At 51.1% G+C, this 18367-nt stretch carries 18 protein-coding genes; 4 read left to right on the top strand and 14 right to left on the bottom strand.

The window, feature by feature from the left end; all coding sequences use genetic code 11:
- Positions 1-4 precede the first annotated feature (4 nt).
- Genes priA through DG046_RS06525 form a run of 5 tightly spaced genes read right to left on the bottom strand, consistent with a single transcriptional unit; the run spans position 5 to position 5304 of the window.
- On the bottom strand, positions 5-2302 hold the full coding sequence (gene priA, locus DG046_RS06545) for a replication restart helicase PriA (RefSeq protein WP_108831708.1): 2298 nt from the start codon (positions 2300-2302) through the stop codon (positions 5-7).
- A 36-nt stretch (positions 2303-2338) separates the two neighbouring features.
- Positions 2339-3535: a bifunctional phosphopantothenoylcysteine decarboxylase/phosphopantothenate--cysteine ligase CoaBC gene (gene coaBC / locus DG046_RS06540; RefSeq protein WP_108831707.1), complete on the bottom strand. Its 1197-nt coding sequence runs from the start codon at positions 3533-3535 to the stop codon at positions 2339-2341.
- Positions 3525-3815, bottom strand: coding sequence for a DNA-directed RNA polymerase subunit omega (gene rpoZ / locus DG046_RS06535; RefSeq protein ID WP_108831706.1), 291 nt, complete (start codon positions 3813-3815; stop codon positions 3525-3527). Before rpoZ ends, coaBC begins: the two co-directional genes overlap by 11 nt.
- Positions 3812-4429, bottom strand: coding sequence for a guanylate kinase (gene gmk / locus DG046_RS06530; protein WP_108831705.1), 618 nt, complete (start codon positions 4427-4429; stop codon positions 3812-3814). Before gmk ends, rpoZ begins: the two co-directional genes overlap by 4 nt.
- 20 nt (positions 4430-4449) lie before the next feature.
- Complete coding sequence (locus DG046_RS06525; protein ID WP_159082084.1) at positions 4450-5304, bottom strand: YicC/YloC family endoribonuclease; 855 nt, start codon at positions 5302-5304, stop codon at positions 4450-4452.
- Positions 5305-5364: 60 nt separating this feature from the next.
- Between DG046_RS06525 and DG046_RS06520 the strand changes: the two genes are divergently transcribed.
- Entirely contained in the window at positions 5365-7116 is a 1752-nt protein-coding gene (locus DG046_RS06520) for an Rqc2 family fibronectin-binding protein (RefSeq protein ID WP_108831703.1), read from the top strand.
- Between the two features lie 41 nt (positions 7117-7157).
- Here DG046_RS06520 and DG046_RS06515 read toward each other — a convergent pair whose 3' ends face one another.
- From DG046_RS06515 to DG046_RS06495, 5 genes are all read right to left on the bottom strand, one after another.
- On the bottom strand, positions 7158-7484 hold the full coding sequence (locus tag DG046_RS06515; protein WP_108831702.1) for a YerC/YecD family TrpR-related protein: 327 nt from the start codon (positions 7482-7484) through the stop codon (positions 7158-7160).
- 9 nt (positions 7485-7493) lie between these two features.
- The gene (locus DG046_RS06510) at positions 7494-9158 is read right to left on the bottom strand and encodes a formate--tetrahydrofolate ligase (RefSeq protein WP_108831701.1); all 1665 of its coding nucleotides are present in this window, start codon (positions 9156-9158) and stop codon (positions 7494-7496) included.
- 1 nt (position 9159) lies between these two features.
- Positions 9160-9651, bottom strand: coding sequence for a 5-(carboxyamino)imidazole ribonucleotide mutase (gene purE / locus DG046_RS06505; protein ID WP_108831700.1), 492 nt, complete (start codon positions 9649-9651; stop codon positions 9160-9162).
- A gap of 71 nt (positions 9652-9722) precedes the next feature.
- Positions 9723-11030: a sensor histidine kinase gene (locus DG046_RS06500; RefSeq protein ID WP_108831699.1), complete on the bottom strand. Its 1308-nt coding sequence runs from the start codon at positions 11028-11030 to the stop codon at positions 9723-9725.
- 10 nt (positions 11031-11040) lie between these two features.
- Complete coding sequence (locus tag DG046_RS06495; RefSeq protein ID WP_108831698.1) at positions 11041-11733, bottom strand: response regulator transcription factor; 693 nt, start codon at positions 11731-11733, stop codon at positions 11041-11043.
- A gap of 129 nt (positions 11734-11862) precedes the next feature.
- Between DG046_RS06495 and DG046_RS06490 the strand changes: the two genes are divergently transcribed.
- Genes DG046_RS06490 through DG046_RS06480 form a run of 3 tightly spaced genes read left to right on the top strand, consistent with a single transcriptional unit; the run spans position 11863 to position 14253 of the window.
- Positions 11863-12774 carry an ABC transporter ATP-binding protein gene (locus DG046_RS06490; protein ID WP_108831697.1) on the top strand — a complete coding sequence of 304 codons (912 nt, stop codon included), beginning with the start codon at positions 11863-11865 and terminating at the stop codon, positions 12772-12774.
- A complete protein-coding gene (locus tag DG046_RS06485) occupies positions 12767-13522 on the top strand; it encodes a hypothetical protein (RefSeq protein ID WP_108831696.1) in 756 nt (251 codons plus the stop codon). Before DG046_RS06490 ends, DG046_RS06485 begins: the two co-directional genes overlap by 8 nt.
- An 8-nt stretch (positions 13523-13530) precedes the next feature.
- A complete protein-coding gene (locus DG046_RS06480) occupies positions 13531-14253 on the top strand; it encodes an ABC transporter permease (protein ID WP_108831695.1) in 723 nt (240 codons plus the stop codon).
- A 47-nt stretch (positions 14254-14300) separates the two neighbouring features.
- Here the strand turns inward: DG046_RS06480 and guaB are convergent, their stop codons facing one another.
- From guaB to DG046_RS06460, 4 genes are all read right to left on the bottom strand, one after another.
- Positions 14301-15758, bottom strand: coding sequence for an IMP dehydrogenase (guaB, locus tag DG046_RS06475; protein WP_108831694.1), 1458 nt, complete (start codon positions 15756-15758; stop codon positions 14301-14303).
- A gap of 64 nt (positions 15759-15822) precedes the next feature.
- Positions 15823-17016, bottom strand: coding sequence for a CdaR family protein (locus tag DG046_RS06470; RefSeq protein WP_108831693.1), 1194 nt, complete (start codon positions 17014-17016; stop codon positions 15823-15825).
- Complete coding sequence (gene cdaA, locus DG046_RS06465; RefSeq protein WP_108831692.1) at positions 17016-17807, bottom strand: diadenylate cyclase CdaA; 792 nt, start codon at positions 17805-17807, stop codon at positions 17016-17018. The genes DG046_RS06470 and cdaA overlap by 1 nt, the downstream gene beginning before the upstream one ends.
- Positions 17791-18363, bottom strand: coding sequence for a DUF5317 family protein (locus tag DG046_RS06460; RefSeq protein ID WP_108831691.1), 573 nt, complete (start codon positions 18361-18363; stop codon positions 17791-17793). Before DG046_RS06460 ends, cdaA begins: the two co-directional genes overlap by 17 nt.
- Positions 18364-18367: the final 4 nt, after the last annotated feature.

The raw sequence follows: 18367 nt of genomic DNA, 5'->3' as shown, positions 1-18367 counted from the left end.
CACTTTATCCGTCTATTTCTAAGCTTATGGTAATATCTTTTTCCGCTTGCGTACGATAGTAATACATCAATACCCGTTTTAAAGCCTTTAATAGAGGCTGAAACTCCTTTGGCCAGACTTTTGCTAAAATCGACACATGTCTTTTATTTTTAATCTTCGGCTGTTCCACGGGATTGGCCACGAGCATGTCGAACTGTTCGTGCTTGTTGATGGCTTCCAGGGTTTTTTTCCAGTTCAATGCCACCTGATCCACGTCCCTGGTGCCGCGAATGTGAATCTTCACTAAGTGCACATAGGGCGGATACAAGAAGCGCTTGCGCTCTTCCATCTCCCGGTGGAAAAAGGGCTCGTAGCTTCGCTCTTTCGCGTATTGAATGCTGTAATTTTCAGGATTGTAGGTTTGGATCACGGCGCGGCCTTTGTGTTTGCCCCGGCCGGCCCTGCCCGCCACTTGGGTCAGGAGCTGGTAGGTTTTTTCCTGGGCCTTGTAGTCGGAAACGAAGAGAGACAAATCCGCCGCCACGACGCCGACAAAGACCACATTTTCAAAATCGAAGCCCTTGGCGAGCATTTGCGTTCCCACGAGAATGTCCACCTTTTTTTCGTTCATGGCTTCGTAGACCTTTTCGTAATTTCCCTTTTGCGCCATGGTGTCTTTGTCCATGCGATAGACCCGCGCCTCGGGGAATTTATTCTTTATCCAGGACTCCACCTGTTCAGTGCCGATGCCGAACTGTTTTAAGTATTCGCTGCCGCAGACGGGGCAGGTTCTCGGCATGGGCTTGGTTCTGCCGCAGTAGTGGCAATGGAGGCGGTGGGTCCGCCGGTGATAGACCATGGAAATATCGCAGGCATCGCATTCGATGACGTGGCCGCAGCTTCTGCAGCTCACGAATTGACTGTAGCCCCGACGATTTATAAAGAGGATAGCCTGCTTCTTCTCCTTTAAGGCTTCCTCAAGGCCTTCCACCATGCGTTCGGAGAGGATTTCCACATTGCCCTTAAAGAGCTCTTCCCGCATGTCCACGATCTCCACCGGCGACGCCTCCGTTTTTTTCGGATCCCCCACCAGTCGATGAAGCTCCACATCCTCGCCGCAACGGGCGTAGGTAATCACCGAAGGGGTCGCCGAGCCGTAGATGACCTTGCCGCCTTCAAAGCGCACGCGCATTTCCGCCACGTCCCGCACATTGTAGCGCAGACCTTCCCGGTAATCGTAGCTTTCTTCCTGTTCCTCGTCGATAAAAATATAGCCCACCTCGGGCACAGGAGAAAACACCGCCGAGCGGGCGCCGACGACGATGCGCCCCGGCTCTTCTTTCAGTCGTATCCAGGCTGCGGCCTTTTCACCTTCGGAGCGGCGGGAGTGAAGGATGTCTACCTTCCCGGGAAAGCGGGCCGACAATCGGTGCACCATTTGGGTGGCCAGGCCGATTTCCGGAACGATGATCAGAGACGACTTCCCCTCGTCCATGGCGCGCCGGGCCAATTGCATGTAGACTTCCGTCTTGCCGCTTCCCGTCTTGCCGTAGAGGAGATGGACGGGCCGCTTGGACTCGGCAATGCCTTCAATGGCCGCGACCTGATCCTCCCGGAGATCCGGCGCCTTGTCGGGAGGAAGGGCCTTGGGATCCGCCGGGGCGACGGCGCCTCGCTTGATTAAGCTGTCAACAGGACTCGCGGAGAGCCCGGTCCTTTTGGTGATTTCGGCCTTTGAAAGAGGCGGGGAATTTTTCAAAAGATCGAAGACAATGGCCTGTTTCTCGGTCATGGGGCCGTCGTAATCGCCGCAGACAACGTATTTTTCCACCACTCGTTTCTTCACGGGCTGTGTGCCGCGAAAGCGGACGGCGACTTTCTTCGCCTCGATCAGCCGGTCCAGTTCGTCCGCAGGAATTTTCTCCGTGGAAAGGGCATCCGCGCCTTGAAAAATACCCGCCACTTCCTCGTCGTCAATTAATTTTACCGCCACCTCTTCCACGCCGCCTAAGACGTATTTCGGAAGGAGGGGTTGAAAGGCCTGCACATAGGATGTGACGAAGATCTCCCGCATCTTCATACCCAAGGCAATGGCGGATTCCGTCAGTATGGGTCGCCTGTCCAGAACCTGGATCACGGATTTTAATTTCTTGCCTTCGTCCCTCCCGATTCTTAAAACCACCGCCGTCTCCGGCTTGTTTCCGCGACCGAAGGGAACGATGACGCGCTTGCCCACAATGGCCGCATCCTCGCCGCCGTAGGCATAGGAATAGAGTTGATCGATTTGCGGCAAGGCCTTGTCTAAATACACATCTACAATCATAGTCGCTCCCTATAATACAAAAAAAGCTAGAATGTTCTAGCTTTTCAGGTCTCTTTCTACCCGGTCCAATATGGCGGCGGCCAAATCACTTTTATCCATCATGGGCAATTCTTCGTCGGTGCCGTCGGCGGAAAAAATGTGCACGTGGTTCGTGTCGCTGCCGAAACCGGCCTTGGCTTCGGTAATGTTATTGGCCACGATAAAATTAAAGTTCTTCTCTTTCAATTTCTTTTTCGCATAGTCGGCCATGTTATGGCTTTCCGCGGCAAAGCCCACGATGACCCGATCACCCTTCATGCCGCCGAAGTGTTTGGCGATGTCAGGATTCGGCGAAAATTCCACGGCCATGAGGCCGCCTTCCCGCTTCTTGATCTTTTCCGCGGCATAGGTTTTGGGCTTGTAGTCGCTGGGTGCCGCCGATTTAATCAACACGTCAGTGGCGTCAAACTTCGCTTCCACGGCTTTAAACATATCCTCGGTGGATTCCACGGGAATAAAGTCCACGCCCTTGGGCACCTTTAAATTGCTCGGGCCCGAAATTAAATGCACCTTCGCGCCCCTGGCTGCCGCCTCCGCGGCAATGGCATAGCCCATTTTCCCTGTGCTGTGATTGCTGATAAAGCGCACGGGATCCATGCGTTCCTTCGTGGGACCCGCCGTTACGGTAAGATCCACGCCGGCCATGGTCTTTTCCGTTAAGGCCATAAGGATGTAATCCACGATATCTTCCGGCTCGAGCATCTTCCCTTCGCCTACGTCTTGACAGGCCAGGAGCCCTTCCGCCGTGGGAAGAATCTCATACTGCTTGCGGTTTTTTAAAACCTTCAGAGCCTCTTGGGTGGCATCGGCGCGAAGCATTTGCGTGTTCATGGCCGGGGCGATGAGAATCGGCGCCGTCGTGGCCAAGGCCACGGTGGTGAGCATGTTGTCGGCGATGCCGTAGGCCAATTTGGCCATGGTGTTTGCCGTCGCCGGCGCAATGACCATGACATCGGCCCATTTAGCCAAGGCAATGTGTTCCACATCCATATTGTTCAATTGATCGAACATATCCACATGAACGACTTCATTGCTCATGGTCTGAAAGGTAAGGGGCGTGACGAATTTTGTAGCGGCCTCCGTCATCACCACCTTGACTTCCATGCCAAGTTTTTTTAATCGGCTGACGATGGCCGGCGCCTTGTAGGCAGCGATGCCGCCGGTGACGCCGAGAAGAACGTGTTTATTCTTCATCGACCACTTCCTCCTCTTCGACCATGGCAAGCTCTCTCTGAAGGGCCTCTTCGCGGCGAGCTTTTTCTTCCATGATCGCTTCAAAGCGTTCTTTGCTCGTAAATTTCACGGCGCCTTGGTTAATTTCTTCCAGAGAAACGGACACGGGGTTTTCCAGATCCGTGTCGATCAAAGCCTCTTCGCCGTCCACCAGCTCCCTGGCGCGGTTGGAAACCAAGGTCGCCAGCGCGTAGCGGCTCTTGGTAATTTTCGAAATTTCGCCAAATGATAAAATATTCATCGTATCGCCTTTCTGTCTACTATGTCCTTTTTAATGTTCTTGTATCGTTTCACCCGAAGTTTTTCCGCCGCTATAATGTTTTCGATGTCCTTTACCGCCTGATCCACCTTGTCGTTGACGACGAAATAGTCGTATTTTCCGACAAAGTCCAGTTCCTTAAAGGCATTGGCAAAGCGGGTTTCAATGTCTTTTTCACTTTCGGTGCCGCGGCTGACGATTCGGTGTTTCAACTCTTCCATGGTGGGAGGAAGGAGGAAAATAAACACGGCTTCTTTGTATTTGTCCTTGATTTGAAGGGCGCCTTGCACGTCGATTTCCAATAAGACGATTTCGCCCTTTTCAATTTCCTGAAATACAAACTCCTTCGGCGTGCCGTAGTAATTCGTGTGCACATGGGCGTACTCCAAGAGTTCGTCGTTTTTCACCATGTCCTTAAATTCTTCTTCCGTCTTAAAGAAGTAGTTTTCTCCGTCGACTTCCATTGATCTCGGTTTTCTCGTGGTCACCGAGGTGGAAAATTTCACTTCGTGATTTTTCGCCATTAAGGCTTCGCTGACGGTACCTTTTCCGCTGCCCGATGGACCGGAAAGTACCAATAAAAATCCTTTTGACACCTGACACCCGCCTTGTCTTTTTACTCTATATTTGCAACTTGTTCCCGTAAATGATCGATGAGGGTTTTTACTTCCACAATGTCGTGTAAAATCCCCAAATGTCTTGATTTGCTGGCGATCGTATTGGCTTCCCTGAACATTTCCTGCAGGAGAAAATCCAAACGTCGACCGACAGAACCTTTACCGTTCATTATAACATTAAATTGGTCTATGTGAGAAATCAGACGCGCAATTTCTTCTTCGATGGACATTTTTTCGTAGAGCAGAGCAAGTTCCGTGGAAAATCGAGGAAGGTCCAATTCATATTCCGCCATGATCTCCTTGACCCTGCGGCTGAACGCCTCTTTTTCTTCCGCCTTTTCATCCGCGGCCGCCGATTGAATCTCTTCGACGTAGGCAGAGAGCTTTGCCAGATTCGTTTCCAAAACCTGCTTTAAATTCGCGCCTTCTTTTTCGCGCATGGCACAGAGATCCGAAAAGGCCCCATCGAATGCCTCTTTTAAAAAGGCCTCGTCCAAATCAAGGGCCTCCTCTGTTCCCTGCTTAATGACGCCGGGTCGCTCCAGAAGCCAAGCCACTTCCGCGGGCCGGGCCGCGCCCTTTTCCCTCAATATTTGCTCGTAAAAGGCGTAGGCCTCCGCATCGAAACGAAGATCCGTATTCGACTCTCCTTCCGTGCGCACAAACACGTCGAAGTGGCCGCGCTTCGCCCCTTTGGCAATGGCGGATTTCACCATTTGCTCCAAGGCCGGAGCTTCCGCCAATCCCTTGATCCGAATATCCAAATTTTTATGATTCACCGATTTTACCGTCACGTTCAGCTTCACGCCGTCTTTGACGATTTCACTTGAGCCGAAGCCCGTCATACTGTTCATAGACGCCTCCTCTATGGTATTATACATGATACGACCCGAAGACAGAAAGGGAGGTATTCATTGAGTTACGACGGAACCATGACAAAGGCGGTGGCCGAGGAATTAAACAGTCGCTTCACCGGCGGCAAGATCGACAAGATCTACCAGCCCCAAGACGACACCTTGGTATTAAATCTCAGGAGCAAGACGGACCGGGGGAGCCTCTTGCTCTCCGCCTCGGCGAACAATCCCTGCGCCTACATTACGGAGAAAAAATTCAAAAATCCTCAAACGCCGCCGGCTTTTTGCATGCTCCTCAGAAAGCATTTGGAATCGGCCACCATTACGGCCATCGAGCAGGTGGAAATGGACCGCATTATAAAAATCAAAGTCGACGGTTTCAACGAGCTTTTCGACCGCGTGGAAAAGACGCTGGTCATCGAAATGATGGGCCGCTACTCCAATATTATTCTTCTCGACGAAAACAATACTATCCTCGACGCCTTAAAGCGGATCAATCGCTCCATGAGCCGCGTGCGGGAAGTGCTGCCGGGGGGAAGCTACACCTTGGAGGGCATTGTAGACCGGACCAATCCCCTGAAGGAAACGGAGGAGGATTTTATGGCGCGGCTTCACGAAAGCGAAGGCACGTCTCTGAAAAACTTTTTTATCCGCAGCTATTTAGGCGTCTCGCCTCTTGTCGCCAGAGAAATCGCCTATCGAGCCGGGGGAAGCGACAAAGATCCGGTGAAGCTTTTTTCGTCTGAAGATTTGTACGGCGCCTTTCACTCCCTTTTTTCGGAAATCGCCGCATCGGAATTCAGACCCCAAAGCATTTCGGACGCCGGCCACATTATCGCCTTTTCCGCCGTGAATTTAACCCACTACCCGGAGGAGAGCAAGACCTTTTACGACGGGCCTTCGGCGCTTTTGGATCACACCTTTTCCGCCCGGGTCTTGGAAGACCGGGTGCGGCAAAAGAGCCAGAATCTGAATAAGCAGATCAAAAATCATTTAGAGCGGGCCCTTCATAAACAGGAAAAAATGGAATTTGAACTGCGGGATGCGAAAGACCGCCAAAAATACAAGGTCTACGGCGATTTAATCTCTTCCAACGCGTGGAAAATCCAGCGCGGCGCCGGGGAAGTCACTTTGGAAAATTTTTACGACGATATGAATCCCCTGACGATTCCCCTGGACGAGACGAAAGACGGCATTCAAAATGCGGCCCGCTACTATAAAAAGTACACGAAATTAAAACACGCGGAAAAGCTTTTGGCCGGCCGCATCGATAAAAACAGAAACACCATTCGCTATTTGGATGCCATGCTCTACAATCTCGACGATGCCGAATCCATTGATGAGGTGGACGCCATACAGGAAGAATTTCGTGAAGATTTCCTGAAGAAAAAGTATAAGGGCCGCGGGGAAAACAAAAAAAAGAAAAAGAAAGAACCCGAGTACCTGACCTTCACTTCCTCCGAGGGCTTCGCCATGTACGTGGGCAGGAACAATCGCCAGAATCAGGAACTCACCCTGAAATTTGCGCGAAAAGACGATCTGTGGTTCCACGTGAAAAACGGCCCGGGCAGTCACGTCATCGTAAAAACCGAAGGCGAAGATGTGGGCGAGGCCACGATTTACGAGGGGGCCGCCCTGGCCGCCTACTACAGCCGCGCCCGTCAATCCGCCCACGTGGACGTGGACTACACGAAGCGGCAATTTATACGCCGCCATCCTTCCAATCAGCCGGGCCTCGTCCTCTACACGGACTTTTCCACGGTGGCGGTGACACCGGAAAAAGAAATCGTCGACAAATTGAAAACGAAATAAGTCTCTTCATGAAAAAATCGGACCCCGCGGGATCCGATTTTTTATTTCTCTTCTTCTTCGTCTTTCTTCTCGTCTAAATAGCCCAGTCGTTTCAAGACCAAATGGTAGCCGTCGGCGCCGTAGTTTAGGGCGCGATTGATTCGGCTGATCGTCGCCGTAGAAGCGCCGGTCTGCTTTTCAATGGCGTGATAGGTTTGGTCGGAAACCAAGAGTTTCACCACTTCCAGGCGTTGGGAAATGGCTTTTAATTCCTTGATGGTGCAAATGTCTTCGAAAAAACGGTAGCACTCTTCTTTATTTTCTAAGGATAAAATGGCTTCAAACAGCGCATCCATGCTATCATTTTGTATTTTTGAAGAATAACTCATAGTCACCCCTTATGAAAGGCCTGTAATGACGCCGTGGGCGTCGATGTCCATGCCGTTGGCGGCGGGAACTTTCGGCAGACCCGGCATGGTCATAACCGCGCCGGTAAGGGCCACGATAAAGCCCGCGCCGTTGGACAGGCGAATGTCTCGAATGTGAATGGTAAAGTCTTCCGGAGCGCCCAGCTTTGTGGGATCGTCGGTAAAGGACATTTGGGTCTTTGCCATGCAGACGGGGAGTTTGTCCCGGCCGAGCTTCTTAATGCGCTCGATCATGGCGAGGGCGTCGTCGGAATAGACGACGTCTTTCGCGCCGTAAATCTTCTTCGAAATCATTTCGATTTTTTCCTCTACGGGCAGGTTTGTGTCGTAGAGGGGCGCGTAGCTGTTGGGCGCTTCGCAAAGAGCCACGACCTTTTCGGCAAGCTCCATGCCGCCTTGAGATCCCTTGCTGAATACATCGGAAAGGGCCACGTCGACGCCCAGGCCAACCGCCAATTCGTCGATTGTCTTAAGCTCAGCTTCCGTATCCGTGGGGAATTTATTGATGGCGATAACCACGGGCACGCCATAGCTCTTCATGTTTTCAACGTGGCGCTTTAAGTTCACAAAGCCCGTTTTCAATGCGTCCACGTCTTCTTCGCCCAAATCCTTCACGGCCACGCCGCCATTGTATTTCAGAGCGCGCACCGTGGCGACGACCACGATGCAGTCCGGCGTAAAGCCAGCTTCAGGCGCCGCGATATCCAAAAACTTTTCCGCACCGAGATCGGCACCGAAGCCCGCTTCCGTAATGGTGTAATCAGCCAGATGCAGGGCCGTTTCCGTGGCGATAATGGAGTTGCACCCGTGGGCAATGTTGGCAAAGGGCCCGCCGTGAATAATCGCCGGCGTATTTTCGATGGTTTGCACCAAATTCGGCAAGATCGCATCTTTCATAAGCATGGTGACGGCGCCTGCCACTTCAAGGTCTTTGACGTAAACGGGCTTGTCGTCGTAGGTATAACCGATGATGATCCGGCCGACGCGGGCTTTGAAATCTTCCAAATCACGAGCCAGGCACAGAATCGCCATGATTTCCGAGGCCACGGTAATGTCGAAGCCGTCTTGACGGATGACGCCGTTTTTCTTCGGACCCATGGCCACGATCACTTCCCGGAGGGCGCGGTCGTTCATATCCAATACGCGCTTAAAGGAGATTTTTTTCGGATCGATGCCCAGTTCGTTTCCTTGGTGAATGTGGTTGTCAATGGCCGCGGCGATTAAATTGTTGGCGCTGGTAATGGCGTGAAAGTCGCCTGTAAAGTGGAGGTTAATGTCGTCCATGGGAAGGACCTGTGCATAGCCGCCGCCGGCCGCGCCGCCCTTAATGCCGAAGACCGGTCCCAGGCTCGGCTCCCGCAAGGTGCTGATGGTAGACTTGCCCATCTTGTCCATGGCCATGGCGAGGCCGATGTTTGTGGTGGTCTTTCCTTCTCCCGCCGGCGTCGGGTTAATGGCGGTGACTAGGACGAGCTTGCCCCGCGCTTCGTCGTGATCTTCAAAGGCGCGCCCTTCGATCTTTGCCATGTAGCGGCCGTAGGGTTTTAATTTATCTTTCGGAATATTCAGGCGTTCGGCAATCACTTGGATTTCATCCAAATGGGCCTCCCGTGCAATTTCTACATCGCTTTTCATTTTAGGCACGAAGATCAGCCTCCAATTTTTTGTTCATTTCCGCCACTTCGTCTTGTAATTGCTTTTTGTAGGCCAGGAGTCGTTGCTTAATGGCCGGATCGCCGACGGAAAGAATTTGCGCCGCTAAAATACCGGCATTCTTTCCCCCGTTAATGGCAACGGTTGCCACGGGCACGCCGGAGGGCATTTGTACCGTGGAAAGAAGGGAATCCATCCCGCCTGCGACAGAGGTTTTTCCCGGCACGCCGATCACCGGACGCGTCGTGTGCGCGGCGATGACCCCGCCTAAGTGGGCGGCTTTTCCCGCAATAGAAATAAATACTTCCGTGCCCTCTTCTTCTTGTTTTTTCACGTGGTCCACCACGTCGTTGGGCGTTCTGTGCGCGCTGTAAACGACCACGTCATAGGGAATTTCGAGCATTTTTAAGGCGCCGATCACGTCAAAGGCGATGTCTTTGTCGCTGTAGCTGCCCATGATTATAGAAACTTTCATTTATCCGTACCTCCTTAAATCCTTTACCATGTTATCAAGAGTGAGTAAAGCTGTCAATATAGGCAGGCCCCTCATTCGCCCGCCCGCTTCGGAAAAGAAAAGTCCACCCGAAAACCGCCGTCTTTATTTGTCGCCGTCATTACGCCTCTATGCAACCTGCAAATCTGCTTCGAAATCAAAAGCCCCATGCCATGAACGTAAACGGAAGTCGAATCCGAAGCTTCCAAACGATCCAGCACCTCTTTTTTTACGCCGCCGCCTTGGTCCCGGATGGTCATACGGACATTATCCTCTTTTTCACAACATTCCACGTGAATGTCTCCCGATTGATACATGATGCTGTTTCTGATCACATTGTCGATCATGCGGGCGAAGAGGTGGCTGTCCATATGGATCTTCGTGTCTTCACTTAACTGATTGTCGAATAAAATGCTTCGATCCTCGTGTTCGTTCAGATGAGCGACGATGATTTTCCTGAGAATAGGCGCAGGATTTTGAAAAGTGAATCGGTCGTCTCTTAAGCTTTGAAGGCGCGTGGTGTCGTTCAGGTCCTGAATGGTTTTGCTGATGCGCATGATCTCTTCTTCCATGGTCGCCACCGCATCCTTATTGGACTCGTCCTTTAAATCATTCAGCCCCCAGCTAAGTTTAGAAAGAGGCGTGCGCACGTCATGGCTGATGCCTCGAATCCATTGGCTCTGGCTTTTGCTCAGCTGCACATAGCGGGCATTGGCGTCGTTGACCGCGTGGGACACTTCCTTTAATTGCCCGGTCTCCTCCAAAGGTACATAGTCGTCGGCATAGATATTATCCAAGGCATCTTGCAGCGGATTCAGGTTTTTATAAAGATTGGCCCGCTCTTTGCGGTACATAAAAAAGACGAAAACGAGATAACCAAAAAGAAACAGAAGAGCCAAGTCCACGTTTAAGAGCAATTGTTCCACACTGTAATAATTAAAGGGCAACTTGTCCAGGGAACCCTTGGGATAGCCGAAGACCAACAGCTCGTCCCCCACCACATAGGTGAGCACCGGATAATCCTTTAAATAAAATCGCGTGAAGCGGGCCACATCCGTCATCTTGTAGTATTCGGGCACTTCAGGCGGCTTTCTCCAAGACTCCGCCACTTTTCCCTCTTCGTCGATGCGTATGGCCCACAAGCCGTTTTCTTCTAGAAAGCGGCGATTCTTTTCGCCAAAAAAAAGGTCGTCACTTTTATTTTCCATAATGTAGTCGTAGGCAACGCTTGGGGTGGTGTACTGCTTTCTCATATTGTAGTTGATGTAGAGAATAATTAGGATGAGAAAGACGAGGACGAAGAACAGTGCCACGGTAAACAAAAAGAAGCGGCGTAATTTTTTTAAAATAAACTGAAACATAATGAAGCCTCTACTGCTTTCCGACGAGCTTATAGCCCAAGCCCTTTACCGTCACCAGGCGGGTGGGATTGGAAGGATCGTCTTCCAATTTTTCCCGCAGGCGGTAGATATGGGTGATAAGGGTGTTTTCGTAACCGAAGGATTCCTCCCACACGGCGTCGATAATTTGGTCGATGGAGACGATTCGGTTTAAGTTCTCGGCGAGAAGGGCCAAGATTTTGTACTGCTTCGCCGTGAGTTTCTCTTCCCCGCCTTCTTTTGTAATCGTGCCTTTCGCCGGATCGAAGAGGGCGCCGTTTAAATCCACGGGGCCTTTTCGCTCCTCGCGAAAGCTTCTGCGGAGCACAGCCTCTACCCGCCACAAAAGGTCTTCCGCGAGAAAGGGCTTCACGATGTAGTCGTCCGCCTCCGACTCAAAGCCTTCCCGCCTGTCGTCGATGCCATCTAAAGCCGATAGAATAATCACCGGCAGATGGGATCTTTTGCGCAGGGATTTCAACAGGTCCATGCCGCTTCCGTCGGGCAACATGAGATCTAAAATCATGAGATCCACGTGGTGATTGGCCAGTTGAAACCGCGCCTGTGCAAGATTCGACGCCGTTTTTACGGAAGAATAGCCCGCCTTACGCAGGTAGGCTTCCAAATGATCCAGGAGGGATTTTTCATCGTCTACGATTAAAATGACCGGTTCTTTTTTATTCATCTCTACTGCCCCTTTCGCCCTTATTTTATCATAGGGGGCGGCTGCTTCCTCTTTTGTGATGTAAAAGTGATGGTGCTTCCATGCTTGTGTGAGCTATAGCTTTTATCATGAAATCAAAAGGAGGCTTACATGAGTAAACTACTAACCATCGACCATCTTATAAAAACCTACGGCGGCAAAAAAGTATTGGACATCGATCACTTCGATCTACCCTCCGGCGCCATTTACGGCTTAATCGGCCCCAACGGCGCCGGGAAATCCACATTGATGAAGGCCATTTTGGGCCTCATCGAACCGGAGGTTGGCGACATGATGCTTTTCGGCGAAAAGGTAGTGCCGAAAAATCAAAAGATGCTCAATCGCAAGCTGGGCGCATTGATCGAGCGCCCCGCCTATTACGATCATCTCACGGGATATGAGAATCTTTCCATTCTCTGCACCTTAAAGGGCATCGACAAAAAGCATATTCTCCCGGCCTTGGAAGCCGTGGGCCTAGAGACAAAGGCAAACGAAAAGGTGCGAACTTATTCTCTTGGCATGAAGCAGCGTTTGGGCATCGCCATGGCCATCATCGGCGAACCGAAGCTTTTAATTCTGGACGAACCCATTAACGGCCTGGATCCCGTGGGCACCCTGGACATGCGCCACCTCTTTCAGCGATTGGCGGTGGAGAAGAATACGACGATTTTAATTTCTTCTCACATTCTCGACGAAGTGGAAAAAATCGCCACCCATATCGCCATGCTTCAAAAGGGTCACTTGATCTACGACGGCACCTTGGAAAATTATCGTCGCCTTCATCCGCCGATTCTTTCCATTCGCACTTCGGACAATGAAAAGGCGGCGGAGGTCCTTTCTTCCCTGGAATGCAAAATTCGCAGCGACCGACTGATCTTAAACCACCCTACCGATCGCGATGTGGCGAAGACGGTTCGCGCCCTAAGCCCTTATGTGGACATTTACCGCATCGAAGAGGAGCGAGAAAGTTTGGAAGCATTATTTATTCAGGATACGCAGAGGGGAGGCGCCGTCATTGATTAATACGGAATCGAAAAAATACAAAGGCTTGAGACTCTATCTGCTGCTTTTCCTTATGCTATGCGTTCACGTCCCCATCTTAGGCGTCATTGGCTTTACAAATTCTTTTACAGAGGAAATCTATCCCCTTTTCTCCCTTTTAGACGCCTACTTTTTGTTTCAGTTGATCTTCAACCCGGTGCTTCTTTCTTCATTAGTGAAAAAAGTGGTGGAAATCGAAGAGAAAAACAATATGTTTCAGCTCCAGGAAATGCTCGGCGTGGAGCCGTCGACCCTTCTCATGAGAAAATGGTCGTGGCTCAGTTTGCGCCTCTTCATTCTGCAATTGATCGAGTGGGCATTGATTCTTCATATGGCCGCCCGTTCCGATCATTTCCATCTATCCCAAGTGGCGAGCGCCCACGTGGCCGTAGTGTTTTTCAGCCAGTGGCTTACTACCTCGGCTTTTGTCGCCCTCTTTCTTCTATTGGATACGCGGGCCAAAAGCCCTTACTTTACCCTCTTCTTTTCCATGGGCGGGGCTCTTTTTGGTATTCTCTCCATGCTGACTTCAAGGGTGCTCACGCTCATCAATCCCTTCGCGTGGTACAGCTCCCTTTTGAGCATTTCCTTCGTCAAGGGAAGCGAAGGATTTGACCGCGTGATTAATCCCGTTCCTTGGCCATCCTTGGCCGCATCCCTCACGGGTTTATTAATCTGCCTATTCATTATTAAAAAACACACGCGCATCCGCCGCGACAAAACCATTTAGGAGGCATTATGTTTTCTGTTTTTTCAATTGAGGTCAAGAAAATAAGATGGCTACCCCTTCTCTTGGCCATTCTCGTCGTGCCATTGTTGGCGACAAGTTTCGGTACCTTTAATTACATGGGCAATCGCGCCATGCTCACCCATGAATGGGAGAGCTTATTTACCCAGATCGCCCTATTCTATTTCTCTTTTTTCTATGTGCCCCTCATCGCCATCATCGTCGCCCTGTTGTGGCAAGTGGAGCACAAGGCGGGATTAAATTTTATCCGACTCAGCAGCGCAAAACACAGCCAATTTATTTTTGCGAAATGTTTCCTGGCGCTGGCTCTCATCCTCATCGCTCAAATTTTCTTCTTTTCCTGTTTCTTCCTGGCCGGCCGCTTCGTCTGCGGCTTCGGTGGCCTTAATTTTTCTCTTTATTTCTACTACTTCTTCGCGAGCATTCTTTTGGCCATACCCGCCGTCTTTGTTTTTTCCGCTTTAAGCATTCGTATGAAATCCCTCGGCGGCGTAACCCTGCTTTCCGTGGCATTGACCATGGTCGGTTTTTTAACCTGTGCCCAGCAAATCATCCCCATGATCGAAAATGCTTTTGCTTTGAATACCTTGGCCTATGAAATGAATCACTTCGCCCGATTTACAATGCAGGATTCCCTCGTCGTCATCGGTTTTGCCGCCGCCGAGAGTATTCTCGGCTACGGTTTTGCCCAACGACGCTTAAAATATGAATAAATGAAAAAGCCGCCCCTGTGTTTCCACGGGAGCGGCCATTTTTGTGTCTATTTTCGAGAACTGATGTAGTTCGGACTTTCTCTTGTAATCGTAATGTTGTGAGGATGGTTTTCTTGCAGGGTAGCGGGAGTGATCTTCATGTACTCCGTATTGGTCTTGAGTTCATAAATATCTTTTGCCCCGACATAACCCATACCGGATTTTAAACCGCCAATCAGTTGATAGATGACATCGCCGACTTTTCCCTTAAAGGGCACGCGTCCTTCCACACCTTCGGGTACGTATTTCTTCGTTTCCGATTGGAAATAGCGGTCGCTGGATCCGCTGCTCATGGCACCTAAGGAGCCCATGCCGCGGTAGGTCTTGAAGCGACGACCTTCCACGTAGATTTCTTCGCCGGGACTTTCGTCGGTACCGGCAAACATGGAGCCCATCATAACCACGTCGGCGCCCGCCGCAATGGCCTTGGTCACGTCGCCGGAATACTTGATCCCGCCGTCGCCGATAATGGGGATGCCCTTTTCTCTGCCTGCTTTCGAACAATTTAAGATCGCCGTCACTTGGGGCACGCCGATCCCGGTGACCACGCGAGTGGTACAAATGGAACCGGGGCCTATACCGACTTTGACGCAGTCGGCGCCGGCTTCGATTAAGTCCATGGTGCCTTGATAGGTGGCCACGTTCCCGGCAACCAGTTGAATGTCGGGGAAGGCTTTTTTAATTTCGCGGATGGTTTTCAAAACGCCCCTCGATTGTCCGTGGGCCGTGTCGATGACGAATAAGTCTGTACCTGCCGCACGAAGGGCTTCCACCCGTTCGTATACGTCGTGGGTGACGCCGATGGCGGCTCCGGCAAGGAGGCGACCGCCTGCATCTCTGGCGGAATTCGGGTATTGAATGGCTTTTTCAATGTCCTTAATCGTAATTAAACCCATGAGATGGTGACTGTCGTCGATGAGAGGCAGTTTTTCGATCTTGTATTGCTTCATCACCTTCAGGGCATCGTCCATGGAAATGCCTTGCTTGCCCGTGACTAAATTGTCGCTGGTCATGACGCTGGCGATTTTTTTGTTTAAATCGTCTTCGAAGCGAATGTCGCGGTTGGTAATAATGCCTTCCAAAATATTATTTTCGTCGACAATGGGCACGCCGCTAATGCGGTAGTGGCTCATTAATTCCATGGCATCTTTAATTTCATGCTCTTTGGATAAGGAGAAGGGGTCGGTGATGACGCCGTGTTCCGAACGTTTGACGCGGTCCACTTCCTTTACCTGTTCTTCCAAGGGCATGCTCTTGTGAATAATGCCGATGCCCCCTTCGCGGGCCATGGCAATGGCCATTTGCGATTCCGTAACCGTATCCATACCGGCACTCATCAGGGGAATGTTCAGTTCGATGCCTTCGGTGATCTTCGTCTTTAAATCCACTTCGTTGGGCAACACTTCAGAATACCCGGGCATGAGCAAAATGTCGTCGAAAGTTAAACCGTCTCCTAAAAATTTCATCAAAGCCTCCTCTTTTTTCTCATTCTACGATAGACATTTATTTTAGCAAAAGACCGGCCGCCAATCAAGACGAGGATGAGAGACGTTTCGGCGTAATGCGAATAATCTCTAAATCCTTCGGCCCCTTGGCGATCACCTTGCCTTCGCGATCGACACTTAGTTGAATGTCCGTCTCCCTGAGGGCATCCACCAAAGAGGCGTCGCCGTAAATTTCCACGTCGATCTTCTTCGGCACGTTAAAATCGCTGAGATTGACATCTTTCATGGACGTCATGTGCTCTGTGGAGACTTCCATGGTGCGCCGCGCCGATTCCTTTTTCATGTAACGTAAAATCACGGATTCGTCGGGATTGACGAGATGGATCCCCTCCGGCACGTTTAACTGCACGGGCACGGCATTGGTGCTCATGAGCTCTTTCGCATCCACCGGCCGGGTAGGAATGCTCTCGATGCGATCAATGACGTCGGTCTCACCGGTAATGGTCACGGTGGCCGGCGTAAGGATGGCTCGATCCCGATTAAAGTCGCCACCCTCGACGTCGACGAAGTTCACTTCCACGGGCACACTTTTCGCCTTCGATATGGTCGCCTGAACGCCGACGGTATTCGGCGTCACCTCGATGCCTGCAATCACGTTTTTATTTTTATCCAAGGGCGAAAGCTCCACAGAGGATAACACCGTATCTTTCGCACCGGATATGGCGATGTGGCCGGCCACGGAATGCACTTTGTCGACGGCTTTTTGCGGGCCCTTGACGGTGACTTCTTCTTGATTAACGATGATTCTGTCCAGCACCATGCCGTCGGCGGGCTTGCCTTTGGCCGTCACCGTCACCGGTTTTTGCATCGTCACCATTTCATCCACGGCGATGGTAATGGCCGAGGGATTGGATTTTTTAATTTTTATACTCTCGTCGGAGAGGCGGAAGTGAATGGGCAGCCGTTGGGAGCCCGGTTGCACTTCGCCTAAATCCACATAGGCGGAAATATCTTCTTCTTTTAATCCGACGATGGCGCTGCGGTTTCCGGAGACGACGATATTGGTGGTGTAATCATCGTTTTGCAAAAGCTCCATTCCCGCTTCCCGCATGGTGGATTGGTTCCGAAGCTCCACTTCCACATTGGTGAAGTCCTTGGTGATCACCGGATCGATTTCCGTAATGATGAAAAACCAAAGCAAAATTGCCAGGACCAGGGAGAATATTTTCGTAATCGTGTCCCGATTGTTCGCTATAAAATTTACATATTTATCGCGCATCAAATTTCCTCCTCGTCACTCTTTGGGAAGTAGATCCCCCGCAGCATTTGTTCCAGGGTGGAAAGATCCAAATGGCGGTTAATGTTTCCGAATTCGGCGACAGAGATGGATCCCGTTTCTTCGCTGACCACGATGGCGAAGGCGTCGCTTTTTTCGCTGATGCCGATGGCCGCACGGTGGCGCGTGCCCAATTCCTTGGAAAGGCCCTTTTCCTCCGTTAAGGGCAGAAAACAGGCGGCGGAAACGATCTGATCCCCGTTGATGATGACGGCGCCGTCGTGAAGGGGCGTGTTGGGGATGAAGATGTTGATCAACAGACCTGAAGACAAGTCGCCGTAAATGCTCGTCCCTGTTTCGATAATTTCATTTAAGCCCGTCTTGCGCTCGATCACCATTAAGGCGCCGATCTTCTGGCGGGACAGAGAGGCCACGGCGCTGATGATTTCATTAATGGTGGATTCATCCCGGGTTCCCGACAAGACGAAGCCTTTTCGAATGGAGCTGTTTCGGCCGATAAATTCCAGGCCCCGTCGGATTTCCGGCTGAAACACGATAAACAGGCCCAAAAATCCCCAAGTCAACATGCTTTTTAAGAGGTAATTGAGCATGTAGATCTGCAGGATTTCGCTGAGCTTCGTAAGGATCAGGACCACGACGATCCCCTTGCTTAACTGCTCGGCGCGGGTGCCCTTGATTAATTTAAAGAGCCAATAGATGATCACCGCGACGATGGCGATGTCGATGACGTCTTGAATCCGAAGCATCGATAAAGTTTCACTTATCCATTGCATGGTGATCCGCCTTTCCGAATAAATAAGACGTAGCGCTTGCTACAAATAAAAACAAACCGAAGGCGATGAAGCCGTCGCCGATGCTCATGACCTTTGCACTTGAGACTGCCGAGGAAAAACAGAAGCGGTCGCCTAAAAAGCGAAGCCGCGTCGCCTCGTTGGCCAAGCTGTGGGTCAGAACCCGCCCCTCGGTGATTAAGGTAAGGGCGCGACTGTCGCCGATCTTTAACAGGGCATTTGCTTCCACGGGCATGGCACCGTTTAAGGCGACGACCGCACCATTTAAGGCGAGTCCCACGCCGGATAGGGTGTAACCCAAATGGCGACCGATCACACAGCCCACGGCCATGATAAAAAGCGCAAGGGCGTGGATGGCCGAAAAGTGCGCCGCAAGGAAAGTCACCGAAGGCGCCGCCTTGAGTGCAATGAGAAAGAGGACGGCGCCGGTGCCTGCGACGATTAAATTTTTAAAGCGGGGTTCCTGCAAAAACGTCTTGTCTTTCCACGCCATAAGAAGCCCCAGGCATACGCCTAAGATAATCCCTTCAGTTGTCATTCTT

The sequence above is a fragment of the Aedoeadaptatus coli genome (genome assembly GCF_900343085.1).
GTDB classification, from domain to species: Bacteria; Bacillota; Clostridia; order Tissierellales; family Peptoniphilaceae; genus Aedoeadaptatus; species Aedoeadaptatus coli.
The sequence above is the reverse complement of the archived record's forward strand: the minus strand, read 5'-3'. Positions and strand labels throughout refer to the sequence as shown.